General features: G+C 36.6%; 9 protein-coding genes. 1 reads left to right on the top strand and 8 read right to left on the bottom strand.

Annotated elements, in window-relative coordinates; all coding sequences use genetic code 11:
- Positions 1-58: 58 nt before the first annotated feature.
- The 4 genes from IV84_RS07205 to parE all read right to left on the bottom strand — a co-directional run bounded on the left by IV84_RS07205 (position 59) and on the right by parE (position 6,636).
- Entirely contained in the window at positions 59-985 is a 927-nt protein-coding gene (locus tag IV84_RS07205) for a manganese-dependent inorganic pyrophosphatase (protein ID WP_046871134.1), read from the bottom strand.
- A gap of 30 nt (positions 986-1,015) precedes the next feature.
- On the bottom strand, positions 1,016-1,981 hold the full coding sequence (locus tag IV84_RS07200) for a LysR family transcriptional regulator (RefSeq protein ID WP_046871133.1): 966 nt from the start codon (positions 1,979-1,981) through the stop codon (positions 1,016-1,018).
- 161 nt (positions 1,982-2,142) lie between these two features.
- Positions 2,143-4,611, bottom strand: a complete 2,469-nt coding sequence (gene parC, locus IV84_RS07195; protein WP_056986323.1) for a DNA topoisomerase IV subunit A — start codon at positions 4,609-4,611, stop codon at positions 2,143-2,145.
- 24 nt (positions 4,612-4,635) lie between these two features.
- On the bottom strand, positions 4,636-6,636 hold the full coding sequence (gene parE / locus IV84_RS07190) for a DNA topoisomerase IV subunit B (protein WP_046871131.1): 2,001 nt from the start codon (positions 6,634-6,636) through the stop codon (positions 4,636-4,638).
- 177 nt (positions 6,637-6,813) lie between these two features.
- Between parE and plsY the strand changes: the two genes are divergently transcribed.
- On the top strand, positions 6,814-7,410 hold the full coding sequence (plsY, locus tag IV84_RS07185) for a glycerol-3-phosphate 1-O-acyltransferase PlsY (protein WP_162261350.1): 597 nt from the start codon (positions 6,814-6,816) through the stop codon (positions 7,408-7,410).
- A gap of 69 nt (positions 7,411-7,479) precedes the next feature.
- Here the strand turns inward: plsY and IV84_RS07180 are convergent, their stop codons facing one another.
- The 4 genes from IV84_RS07180 to topA form a co-directional block, all read right to left on the bottom strand.
- Positions 7,480-8,358, bottom strand: a complete 879-nt coding sequence (locus tag IV84_RS07180; protein WP_046871129.1) for an aldose 1-epimerase family protein — start codon at positions 8,356-8,358, stop codon at positions 7,480-7,482.
- A 21-nt stretch (positions 8,359-8,379) separates the two neighbouring features.
- Positions 8,380-9,801, bottom strand: coding sequence for an ATP-dependent protease ATPase subunit HslU (gene hslU, locus IV84_RS07175; protein WP_046871128.1), 1,422 nt, complete (start codon positions 9,799-9,801; stop codon positions 8,380-8,382).
- 184 nt (positions 9,802-9,985) lie between these two features.
- Positions 9,986-10,894 carry a tyrosine recombinase XerC gene (xerC, locus tag IV84_RS07170; RefSeq protein WP_056986322.1) on the bottom strand — a complete coding sequence of 303 codons (909 nt, stop codon included), beginning with the start codon at positions 10,892-10,894 and terminating at the stop codon, positions 9,986-9,988.
- Between the two features lie 88 nt (positions 10,895-10,982).
- Positions 10,983-13,103: a type I DNA topoisomerase gene (gene topA / locus IV84_RS07165; RefSeq protein ID WP_046871126.1), complete on the bottom strand. Its 2,121-nt coding sequence runs from the start codon at positions 13,101-13,103 to the stop codon at positions 10,983-10,985.
- Between the last annotated feature and the right edge of the window lie 133 nt (positions 13,104-13,236).

The raw sequence follows: 13,236 nt of genomic DNA, 5'->3' as shown, positions 1-13,236 counted from the left end.
TGAATTAATCAACTACCTCCTACTCGATTATTTCTTTTTAGTATTTCTTTAGTTAGATTTAACTTAAAACTTTGGTTAATGGTGGGACAACCTGCTTTTTACGTGAGACAACTCCTGGTAAGGTCATTCGGTTGTTGCTGAGCTTGTGGTTAAAGGCAGTTTCAACAGCCTCTGTCCCCTCACCTAGGACTAGTAACTCTGAATCGCTTGTCAGAACGTCAGTAGCTAACAAAAGAAACAAGTCGTAAGAATTTTTTTTGATAAGAGATTTCATTGTGTTTTCCAGTTCATCCTGGCGTTTGAAGACATCGTCTAAATCAACAGTGTTTACTTGTCCAATGCGAACTGATTTGCCGCCCATATCAAACGATTTTGCATCGCCCTCTAGGATGTCTTCAGCAGTACGGCTATCAACATCACTACCAGCCTTGAGCATCTCAACACCATAGGCTTCATAATCAGAGACACCGGCAATCTTTGCTAAAGCAGGTACTGCATTACGTTCGTCATCAGTAGTTGTAGGAGATTTCAAAAGTAAGGTATCAGAAATGATTGAAGACAACATTAACCCAGCGATATTACTAGGAATCTCAATATTATTTTCTAGATACATTTTGTAAATAATTGTACTACAACAGCCAATTGGTTCTGCACGATAAAACAAAGGTTGTGCAGAAGTAAAATTAATTTTGTGATGATCAATAACACCTGATACGGTGACGTCTGCTATGTCAGATACACTTTGAATAGCTTCGTTGTGATCAACTAAGACAACTGAATCAACTTCAGGTTTGGCCTTAGTAATTACACGAGGTGCCTTTACATTAAAACGTTTTAAAACGTAGTTGGTTTCGTTATTAGTTTTGCCTAACGCAACGGCTTCCACGTCATCGCCCAGTTTATTTGCTAAGTAAGCATATTCAATTGCACAACTAATGGCGTCTGTATCTGGATTTTTATGACCAAAAACTAATTCTTTACTCATGATTAACAAAAACTCCTTATATTCTATTGTTTAATTTTGATTACCAATCATCTTACGTAAACGTTCTGTGTAACTTTCTTCACTCAAATAGGTATCAAATGCTTCTAAGAAAGTATTGATTCTTGGAATTTCATCCTTATCTTTACGAAAAACAAAGCTTAAATCAAAGTTAATTGCTGGGTCAAAACGTGCCATCCAAGTGTTATCTGATCCAGGATGCGAAATCACGTATGAGGCAGGAAGCGCCGTGTTTACTCCAGCATTTTCTGCAAAACGACGAATTTGATCAGGAGTGGTAAAACGGGCCACACTATTTGGGACATCAACTAATTGATTTTTGTAAGCTTCACGTAAAACTCCTTCTAGATAATAGCCTTCTGGATATGTAACCCAGTTAGCATTTAAGGTTTGCTTTAGCTTGATCTTCTTTTGTTTAGACATCTTTTCTTCATGATGAATAAAAAGTAAATCTTCGTTAAGAATTTTACGTGATTCATAAGGTTTCCAGTTCTTAATACTGCCATCTGGTAAGTACATGATGGCTAAATCGATTCGATTATTTTCCAGTCGTTCCCAAATTTCCTTACGTGTTAATGTATGAAATGAAATGAGAATGTCAGGTTGTTTTTCATAGTATTTTGTGATGAAATCTTCAAACACACGTGATTCAATTGAGGCTAACATACCAATATTGATTTCACCTTGAGTTGCTGAAGTTGATTGTTGAATTTCATCAGTTGCCTGATTCAAAACCTCATTAATATTGTGAGTTGCCTTTAGCATGGTATAACCAGCATCTGACAATCGTAATTTTTTTCCAACTGAATAGAATAATGGTGCACCAACTGTATGTTCTAACTTCTTAATTTGTTGTGTCAAAGCTGGCTGTGTAATTCCTAAAATTTGAGCAGCCTGTGTATAGTTCATAGTATCGGCTAACTGAAGGAAATAAGTCAAAGTCTTAGATGAAAAAATCGTTTCTTGTTTTGATTTCATTCCATTAACTCCTTAATTTTTTATCATTATTTTTAATCATTATAATGTCACTTAAATAATAACTATAATTATTCTAATGGTTTATAATTATTCTAATGGTTAATGATGAAAAAAACAAGAAATTATCCTTGAAAATACGGAGATTTATTCTAATTTAAGATTTAACGTTCAGGTGTGGACGCTACAACGGGAACCGGTTTCAGCATCATAGAGACTGGTGTACCTTCTGAATCAACATCAATAACGAATGATCCGTTAGAGTATCGTGCACTCAATGGATGTTCGGTTGTAATAATGTCATGTAATGTGCCTCGGCTTGTTCGAACTTCCAAAATCGAATTTTTATCTATTTTAATAAAATCAATTATCCGATGTGGATCCTTCTTAAGTTCTCTAAGAACCAAGATTCCTCTTCTTGCACGACTGGTAACTGGGATGTCCTTAACTGCCATTCGTTTAAATGCTCCCCGTTGTGTAATTATTCCAACTTGATTTGAATCGTCCACAAGCTGAATGTTAGCAGCTTGGTCTTCACGAAGGTCCATAGATTTGACACCAGCAGTTCTGGCACCAATAATTGGGATTTCAGCAAGATCATAACGGAGCCCATATCCTCGTTCAGAAAGGAGCATTACCGTCTGCTTTAATTGATGCTCAATGAAGAAAATATTTACAACAACTGAATCTGCATTTTTTAATTTAATAAATGTAGAGGCATGTTTTTTGTAATTACGTCCAGGTGTTAAATTAGAGAAGTCTGTTCGTTTAATATACCCATCATTAGTTGCAATTAAGAATTCACCGTTTTCCTTTAATGAATGAAAAGCAAAAGCCTTTATAATTCGTTCTTTATCACCCAAGCCAATAGTTTGAGAAATATGTTCACCGGTATCTTTCCATCGAGAATCTGCTAATTCATGAACAGGTCGTGAAATAAGATTACCTTTATTGGTGAACATCATTAAGTGGTCCAAGGTGCTGAGTTGCTTTAGAAAAATTGGATAATCTTCATCTTTTAGACCATTATCATCTTCACTGGAAGCACTATAAGAACGCAACGAACTCCGCTTTAAGTAGCCATCATGACTAACGGATACCATAACTTGTTCTTCGGGAACAACTACTTTACGATCGATTTTGATTTCTTGAATTTCATCTTGAATTTCCGTTAATCTTGGTGTCCCATACTGTTTTTTAACACTGCTTAGTTCTGTACGGAGAACTTTAGCTAGAGCTGTAGGACTATTCAAAATATCATTATATTGTTGAATATGTTCGTTTAAATCCGCAGATTCCGCTTCTAAAGCAGTAACATCTGTGTTGCTCAAGCGATACAGTTGTAAAGAAACAATAGCTTCTGCTTGTTCTTCTGTAAAATCAAATTTTTGGACTAAATTAGTTTTTGAATCTTTTTTATCCTTACTACCTCTAATGACCGCAATGACTTGGTCTAAAATTGAAAGAGCCTTAATTAGTCCTTGAACAATCCGAAGTCGTTTTTCAGCCTTTTTTAAACTGAATTGGGTACGTTTGGTAATGACTTCTTTTTGGAAAACTAAGTATGCTTCTAAAAAGGCCTTTAATCCTAAGGTTTCTGGACGTTTATGATTAATGGCAACCATATTAAAATTATAAGAAATTTGCAGATCAGTATTTTTAAATAAATAATTTAAAATACCTTCTGAGTCGGCATCACGTTTGAGTTCAATGGCAATTGAGAGACCATTACGATCGGATTCATCACGAACTTCAACGATACCATCAACTTTTTTCAAAATGCGAATTTCATCAATTTTCTTGACTAGTTGAGCCTTGTTTACTTCATAGGGAATCTCTGTAACTTCGATTTGTGATTTATTACCACGTAAAGAAATAATCTTGGTCCTTGAACGGACAATGATCCGACCTTTTCCTGTTTTATAGGCTTTTTTAATGCCATCTATCCCCTGAATAATCCCAGAAGTTGGGAAATCAGGTCCCTTTACAAAAGTCATCAATTTTTCTAATGATGCATCGGGATGTTTTAATAGGTACAATAAAGCGTCAATAACTTCATTTAAGTTATGCGGCGGAATATCCGTTGCATAACCAGCTGAAATACCAGTGGCACCATTAACAAGTAGGTTTGGAAAACGACTTGGTAAAACGGTTGGTTCATATTCTGTATCATCAAAATTTAAAACAAAATCCACAGTTTCTTTATCGATGTCCTTCAACATCTCACTTGCAATTTTGCTTAAACGGGCTTCGGTGTATCGCATTGCAGCTGCCGGATCATTATCAATTGATCCGTTATTACCATGCATTTCAATTAGAGGTGCACGCAATTTCCAATCCTGACTCATGCGAACCAAAGCTTCATATATAGAGCTATCGCCGTGAGGATGAAAATTACCCATAACGTTTCCAACAGACTTTGCGGATTTACGAAAGCCCTTATCGTAGGTATTTCCGTCTTGATTCATAGCGTATAGAATTCGCCGTTGTACTGGTTTTAATCCGTCACGGATGTCAGGAAGAGCACGTTCTTGAATAATATATTTTGAATAACGACCAAAACGATCACCCATGACATCTTCCAGAGTAAGCTCTTGAATTTTATTGTCATTTTCTTTTTTTGAATCTGTCATATTCACGACCTCCTCTCATTAGTTTTAGTTTTCGTCATCTTCGAGAACACCATCTTCATGGGCAACGTTAACGGCCTCATTATCTAGAATGCTGCCTTCTTCTTCCAAAGAAAATTCAACATTTTTTTCAATCCAATTACGTCGTGGTTCAACTTTGTCACCCATCAATGTTGTCACTCTGCGTTCAGCCAAAGCCGGATCATCAATTTTTACACGTACTAAGGTTCTTGTTTCAGGATTCATGGTTGTTTCCCAAAGCTGATCCGCATTCATTTCACCAAGTCCTTTGTAACGTTGGAGAGCAAAACCGTGACCGATTTCTTTTGAAGCTTGTTCCAGTTCTTCATCTGTCCATGCATAAACTGTTTTAGTTTTTTTACCGCTTTTCTTTTGCAATCGGTAAAGTGGAGGCAATGCAATATAAATATGACCGGAATCAATCATAGGACGCATATATTTATAGAAGAATGTCAGTAACAAAATTTGAATATGAGCACCGTCATCATCCGCATCGGTCATAATAATAACTTTATCGTAATTTCGATCCTCAATTTTAAACTCGGGGCCGACACCAGCCCCAATGGTATAAATCATTGTGCTGATTTCTTCGTTTTTCATAACATCAGGTAATTTAGCTTTTTCAGTATTTAAAACTTTTCCTCGCAAAGGTAAAATAGCTTGAAACTTGCGATCTCGGCCCTGCTTGGCACTACCACCGGCAGAATCACCTTCGACTAAGAAAAGCTCGTTACGAGCCGCATTTTTGGACTGTGCGGGGGTTAATTTACCAGACAAGAGCCTATCTTGTTTCTTGCGCTTCTTGCCATTACGACTTGCATCGCGTGCTTTTCGGGCAGCTTCACGCGCTTCACGGGCTTTTAATGATTTGCGAACGAGCATTTGTGCAAATTCACCATTTTCCATGAGGTAAAAGAGTAGTTGTTCATTTACAATACTATCAACGATTGGTCGTGCTTCAGGAGTTCCAAGCTTTTCTTTTGTTTGGCCTTCAAATTCAAGAATTTTTTCAGGAATTCGCAGTGAAATGACTGCTGACAGTCCCTCCCGAACATCACTACCCTCGAGGTTTTTGTCTTTCTCTTTTAGCAGCCCTACTTTGTGCGCGTATTCGTTGAAAGCTTTTGTCCATCCTGAACGCATACCAGCTTCATGGGTGCCGCCATCTTTAGTTCGGACATTATTAACGAACGATAGAACATTTTCGGAATAGCCGTCATTATATTGGGCGGCAACTTCAACTTCAACGCCCTCTTTAGAACCATCAAAGTAAAGAACGTCACCAAGGGTATCCTTATCCTCATTTAAATAACTGACGAACTCTTTAATTCCCTCTTCATAAAGGAAAGTTTGGGTTTGTTCTTGATTTTCACGTTCATCAGTTAAAGAGATTGTGACGCCCTTAAGCAGAAATGCTGATTCGCGAAGACGTTCTGCAAGTGTATTAAAGTTAAAAACAGTGGTCGTGAAGATTTCTCGATCTGGTTTAAAAGTAACGACGGTCCCATTTGGTTCTTTAGTTTTACCAATCTTTTTTAAAGTCCCAACTGCATGACCACCATTTTTGAACTCTTCACGATACTTTTTTCCTTCTCGTACGATTTCGACATTAAGATACTCAGACAAAGCGTTAACTACGCTGGCACCAACACCATGTAATCCCCCAGCAGTTTTATAACCGCCCTGACCAAATTTTCCGCCTGCATGAAGCACAGTAAAAATAACTTCTACAGTGGGAATGCCAGAAGAATGCATTCCAACAGGCATTCCCCGACCTTGATCAGAGATTGTGATGCTATTATCTTTATGAATTGTCACAGTAATTTTTTTACCAAAGCCAGCGAGAGCCTCATCCACAGCATTATCAACAATCTCATAAACAAGATGGTGTAATCCGCGACTATCGGTTGAACCGATATACATCCCGGGACGTTTTCGCACAGCTTCTAAACCGTGTAAAACTTGAATTGAGGAATCATTGTATTCTGCTGAACTACGTTTACTCATTTCAAAGACCCTTTCTACTTATAATCCTTATTATTATATCATTTTAAAAATTCTGAACATTACCTTTCTTAATATAACATACGCAAAAACAAACATTGGAATCAAATTTTAAACATGCTAAAATTACAAGTGATTCTCAATTGAAAAGGGGCCAAGTATTTGTTTAAAATTATCATTATGCTGATCATCGCCTATTTGCTAGGTTCAATTCCTTCAGGTGTTTTGATTGGGAAAAAATTCTTTAATGTTGATATTCGTAAACAAGGTAGTGGTAACATTGGAACAACCAATACTTTTCGGGTTTTAGGACCTAAAGCGGGAACGGTTGTTTTACTAATGGATATTTTAAAGGGAACGTTAGCTGCTAGTCAGCCGTATCTATTTCACACACCAAATGTTAATCCCTTACTAATTGGATTGGCTGCTATTTTAGGGCATACCTTTTCAATCTTTGATCACTATAAAGGTGGTAAGGCAGTAGCTACAAGCGCAGGCATTTTATTGGCCTATAATCCGCCATTTTTTATTATTGCCTGTATTATTTTTGCAAGCTTAGTATATTTAACTAGCACAGTTAGTGTGGCAAGCATGACGGCGTTAGTTCTTATTAGCATTTTATCTTTGTTTTATCATGATTGGATTTTAACTACTGTTGCCGTAGTGCTCACCTTTTTCATTTTCTATCGGCATCGCGAAAATATTAAACGGCTCAGAAACGGGACAGAAAGTTTAATACCATTTGGTTTTTGGTATCATCACAAAAACAAGCGTTAGGCTAGCTAACTTTATGATGAAATGGAAAAGAGGTTATCACATTTGTGACAACCTCCTTTTTTTGTATCACTAAAAGAAAGAAATTTCAAAGCTTTGTGAAGCTTCACTTTTAGGATCCAAATCATTAATTCCCATTTTTTCTTCAAGTTTACCAGTACTGTTTACATTGTCTGCAATTCCCCACCACGGTTCGATACAAACAAAGTTACCAGTGTTTGGATATGGAGACCAAATTCCGACGTATGGTGCATCTATAACGGTTAATGCAACGCCATGGTCATTTTTTTGATTATCCAGCATAATTGTTGTCTCTTGTTTATTTAGCTCAAGAATAATGGCATCTTTTTTAAACAAATCATGATTTAGCCTGGTGGCTTTACTAAAATCAACAGGAAATGCATTTTCTGCATCATTAAGTGGCGCCTTTAATGGAATTTGCGAATAAGTCTTGTTTGGAGCAATATGCAAATTACCATCTTCAAATATTTGATCTGAGCCAAAATTTGTATTAAATCCGGGATGACCACCAATTGAGAACAATAAGTGTTTGTCTGCGTCTGGATTGTAGATCCGATACGTTTCTCGTAATTCATGATTTTTCAAGTCAAAACTTATAACTAACTCAAATTCAAAAGGATAAATTTTGTGTGTTTTATTGTTGTCAGTTAGTTTTAAAGTGGCATGCGTGTCGCTACTATCAACGACTTCAAATTCTTCATCACGTGCGAATCCATGTTGATGCATTTCATATTTTGTTCCTTGATATTCATATTGGTCGTCTTTTAACCGTCCAACAATTGGGAAAAGAACCGGAGCATGACGCCCCCAGATTTGTTTGTCAGCCTGCCACATATATTCTAAGTTGGTGTCTAAAGAAACTACACTAGATAGTTCAGCACCTAATTCATTGATCTGAACACGTAAATATTCATTTTCTAAGGTAACCATTTAATTAAAACCCCATTCGTTTTATAAGATATATTGGCTAAGTTCCTTATCATTAGCAATATTACCAATTTTTTCTTCTACATAATGCTCTGTAATTGTAATGTCGCCCATTTCCATATCGGCACCTTCATAGAGAATATCCTCCAGAAGTTTTTCAAGAATAGTGTGTAAACGGCGAGCTCCAATATTTTCAGTTGTATGGTTAAGTTCAGTTGCAATTTCAGCAATTTTATTGATAGCTTCGATTGTAAAGGTCAACTTAATATTTTCTGTGCCAACTAAGGCAATATATTGTTTAACTAAGGCATTTTTAGGTTCAGTTAAGATTTTAACAAAGTCTTCTTTTGTTAAATCGTTTAATTTGACTCGAATTGGAAAACGACCTTGTAATTCAGCAATTAAATCACTTGGTTTAGAATCTTGAAAAGCACCAGAAGCAATGAACAAAATGTGGTCTGTATTAATTGGACCGTATTTTGTATTAATCTGAGAGCCCTCAACGATTGGTAAAATATCACGTTGAACTCCCTCACGGGAAACCTCTTCAGCATTTTGTTGCGATGTGGCAACAATTTTGTCAATTTCATCAATGAACACAATTCCTGTATTTTCAGCACGTTCAATAGCTGCGTGATAAAGATCGCCATGATTGACTAATTTTTCGGATTCTTCGCGGATGAATATTTCACGTGCTTCGGCAACGTCAACAGTCCGCTGAATACGCTTTTTAGGTAACATTTGACCTAGGGATGTGCCAAAATCAACGCCCATTTGACCCATCATGTTATTTATGCCTAAATCTTGTTGAGGGTCATCCATAGTAATTGTGATTTCTCTGCCATCCAGTAAACCACGTCGTAACTGATCTTCCACTGATTTTCGTTTATTCCGGACATCATCAGATATTTCTTCTGTTCCAGGTGTTGGAACTTCTGGATTTTCACCACGCTGCATTTTTTCAACCATGCTCATTATGTTTTGAAAATCAACTCCAGATTGTTTTTGTGAACCATCTTTTTGAGTTGCTGGGACCAATAAGCTTGCTAACCGTTTGTCAGCACGTTGTTCAGCATCGGAACGAATATCTTTAAATTGACTCTTTTCTTCCATACGAACGGAGCTGTCTACCAAATCACGAATCATGGATTCTACATCGCGACCTGCATGACCAACCTCAGTGAATGTAGATGCTTCTACTTTTACAAAAGGTGCGTCAACAATTTTTGCTAAACGGCGAGCAATTTCAGTTTTTCCTACGCCAGTTGGACCGATCATTAACATGTTTTTAGGTGTAATTTCAGTCTGCATTGATTCAGAAAGCTGTAGTCGACGGTAACGATTGCGAAGAGCAACGGCAATTGCCTTTTTTGCAGCCGTTTGGCCAATCACATATTCATTTAATTCACTAACAATTTGTTTCGGTGTTTTATCAATTTCGGCCATTTAAATTCCTCCTAAAATAATTCAGAAATAACGTGATGATTTGTGAAGATACATAGTAACATCAACAATTTTAATTAAAGCTGTTCAACTTCACCCGTAGAAAATCTCTTAGTGTCTTTTATTTTGTAGCTTTATTTAGAACAACAATAACGCCTGTAACCAATAATTTAATTCTCTTTTTCTATTATTCATGTGTTGCTCTGGGGAAAAACTTACGATAGTTGCTTTGTAAATTTTCCTGAGTAACATGTGTGTAAATTTGAGTGGTCGATAAACTACTATGGCCGAGTAACTCCTGGACAGTTCTTAGATCAGCACCATTGTTTAATAACTGAGTAGCAAACGTATGTCGCAGCATATGGGGGTGAATCTTACTTGTAAGGCTACTTTGTTTAATGATCTGGTTTAAAATATATTCAATCCCAGTTGAAGTAATTGGATCACCATAATGATTGATAAATACAAAATCATGTTGCTTTTTATATTTTGTCATAATATTGTGGCGACATTGGTCCCGATATTTAATTAACGCATCAAAACAATATTGACCAAATGGAACATATCGCTCTTTATCACCTTTTCCACGAATCAACATCATTTTTAACGAAAAATCAATATTTTGCCAACGAAGATTTGCACATTCGCCTACTCGAATACCTGTACCGTATAATACCTCTAGTAGCGCGCTATTTCGTAAAGCAAGCGGTGAATTTGATTGAGCCGCTTCGAACAGAGCAGTCATTTCTTTTTGATAAAAAAAACGAGGTAAACGATTGGGGTGTTTTTTTAGTTTAATTTCCGAAAAAGGATTACGTTCCACAAGATCATTTTTTGCTAAGAAGTTGTAGAAGGAACGCATGGTCGATAACTTACGAGAAATCGTTGTTCGGCTATATTTTTTATCAAAAAGATCTGTCATAAAAACATTGACATCTAAATGGTCAATATCTTTAAATGGTTTCATACCACCATTTTGTTTTAAAAATGTACAGAACTCTTCCAAATCGCTCTGATAAGCCTTAATTGTATCGACTGAATATTGGCGTTCAGCTTTCAAATATTCAAGAAATAATTGAATATAATCCCGTTTCATAACAAAACCTCCGTACACTGCCACTTTAGCAAAATACGGAGGAAAACTCAACAACAAACCCTAGTAAACACTTAAGTTTGTATTTATTTTATTTTTGAATAGCTTCTTCATAGTCACCATTAGGACACAAGACTTGTTTGCCACCCTTAACTTTCTTTTCAACAAGAAAGTGGCCATCTTTTGGACAATCACGACCAATAGGCTTATCCCATGAAACAAAATCACAATCGGGATAACGAGAGCATCCATAAAAAATCCGTCCCCGTTTTGATTTACGTTCAATAATTTGGCCCTCATGACATTTAGGGCATACCACGCCGATTTCTTTGACAATTGCCTTTGTGTTTCGACAATCAGGAAATCGGGAACAAGCAAAGAATTTACCATAGCGTCCCATTTTTACAACCATTGGTGATCCACAGATATCACAGTCGAATCCAGCCGGTTCGTCTTTAATTTGAACGGACTCCATATTTTCTTCGGCATGTGCAACTTCTTTGGAGAATGGTTTGTAAAATTTATCAACAACTTCTACCCAGTTTTCTTTACCCTCTTCGATACCATCTAATTCGCTTTCTAAATCTGCAGTAAAGGAAATGTTTACAATGTCTGGGAAAAATTCAACAATAATTTTATTAACGATTTCGCCAAGCTCCGTGGGTTCAAATCGACGAGAAACTAATTTTACATAATAGCGTCTTTGAATAGTATCCAGTGTTGGCGCATACGTTGACGGACGTCCAACCCCATTTTCTTCAAGAGCTTTGATTAAGTTTGCTTCACTGTAACGTGCTGGTGGCTGCGTGAAATGTTGAGCAGGATCAGTTTTAGCCAGCTTAACTGTGTCACCTTCCGCAAGGTCAGGTAAAATATTATCTTTATCTGTTGCATTCTTGTAAATAGTTGTAAAACCAGCAAATTTAGTTTTTGAACCGTTAGCCCTAAAGTTAACATGATTTTGTTCTAAAGCAACTGACATCGTATCCATTACTTCAGGAGTCATCTGACTAGCAACGAAACGAGACCAGATTAAGCTATACAAACGAAATTGGTCCTTATTGAGGTATGTTTTCAAGCTCTCCGGTGTACGAGTAACTGAAGAAGGGCGAATGGCTTCATGAGCGTCCTGTGCGCCTTCTGGCATTTTTCCCTTACGTGGTTTAGTTGCAGCATAATCTGCACCGTATTTTTCATGAATCAATACAGAAGCTTCATGTTTAGCAATTGAAGAAATTCGGGTAGAATCAGTTCGCATATAGGTAATTAAACCAACAGTGCCTTCTTTTCCGATATGAATACCTTCATACAATTGCTGAGCTGCCATCATGGTTTTACGGGTTCTAAAGTTTAGACGACGGTTTGCTTCTTGTTGCATGGAAGATGTGGTAAATGGCGGTGCTGGGAAACGTCTGCGTTCTTTCTTAGCAACTTTTGTGATGTTAAATGTTTTTTTCTTATCAATTTTCTTTAGAACATTTTGAACAGCATCATTATCTGGTAAAGCTAGTTTTTTATTGTTTTCCCCATAAAATATAGCCTGAAATTTTTTGGAACCCTTTTGAAATTCACTATCAATCGTCCAATATTCTTCTGGTTTAAAACTTTTAATTTCATTTTCTCGATTAATAATTAAATTCAAAGCAATAGATTGAACTCGACCAGCACTCAAGCCCTTTTTAACTTTTTTCCAAAGCAAGGGGCTGATTGAATAGCCAACTAACCGATCCAGAATTCGTCGTGCCTGTTGGGCATCAACGAGATTCATATCAATAGTGCGTGGTTCCTTAAAAGCATTTTTAACGGCATCTTTAGTAATTTCATTAAAGACAACTCGATTTTTATCGTTTGTGTCTAACCCTAATAAGTAAGCAAGATGCCAAGCAATGGCTTCTCCCTCACGATCAGGATCAGATGCTAAATAAATCTTTTTGGCTTTCTTAGCTTCTGAACGTAAATTCTTAATGACATCGCCCTTACCTCGAATGGAAATATAATGAGGTTCGAAATTGTTATCAACATCGACTCCCATTTTACTTTTAGGTAAATCACGAATATGGCCAAGACTTGCGACGACTTTATAAGTTCGACCTAAATATTTTTCGATCGTCTTTGCTTTAGAAGGTGATTCAACAATGACGAGTTTCTTTTTAGTTTTTGTTGCCTTGGACCTTGTTTTTTTAGACTTTGTTGCTTTGGATTTTGTTGCCATGACCAAACTCCTTTAATCTTGAACTTGTTTTAAATCCTTAAGCGCTCTTAATTCCTAGTAATCGTATTTCATATTATGGATTCTGTCAAATCTAAATTCTTCTAGTATGTGTCAAGTTTTCCTAGGTGCCTTA

Origin of the sequence: Pediococcus damnosus, from assembly GCF_001437255.1 — a bacterium.
Taxonomy (GTDB): Bacteria; Bacillota; Bacilli; order Lactobacillales; family Lactobacillaceae; genus Pediococcus; species Pediococcus damnosus.
Note: the sequence above shows the minus strand (reverse complement) of the source record. Positions and strands in the feature narration are given on the sequence as shown.

Bases quoted from the DNA above. Each gene is read 5' to 3' on its own strand.
- xerC (WP_056986322.1), bottom strand. From the start codon at position 10,894: ATGAAACGGGATTATATTCAATTATTTCTTGAATATTTGAAAGCTGAA.
- parC (WP_056986323.1), bottom strand. From the start codon at position 4,611: ATGACAGATTCAAAAAAAGAAAATGACAATAAAATTCAAGAGCTTACT.
- parE (WP_046871131.1), bottom strand. From the start codon at position 6,636: ATGAGTAAACGTAGTTCAGCAGAATACAATGATTCCTCAATTCAAGTT.
- IV84_RS07205 (WP_046871134.1), bottom strand. From the start codon at position 985: ATGAGTAAAGAATTAGTTTTTGGTCATAAAAATCCAGATACAGACGCC.
- hslU (WP_046871128.1), bottom strand. From the start codon at position 9,801: ATGGCCGAAATTGATAAAACACCGAAACAAATTGTTAGTGAATTAAAT.
- IV84_RS07200 (WP_046871133.1), bottom strand. From the start codon at position 1,981: ATGAAATCAAAACAAGAAACGATTTTTTCATCTAAGACTTTGACTTAT.
- topA (WP_046871126.1), bottom strand. From the start codon at position 13,103: ATGGCAACAAAATCCAAAGCAACAAAGTCTAAAAAAACAAGGTCCAAG.
- plsY (WP_162261350.1), top strand. From the start codon at position 6,814: ATGCTGATCATCGCCTATTTGCTAGGTTCAATTCCTTCAGGTGTTTTG.
- IV84_RS07180 (WP_046871129.1), bottom strand. From the start codon at position 8,358: ATGGTTACCTTAGAAAATGAATATTTACGTGTTCAGATCAATGAATTA.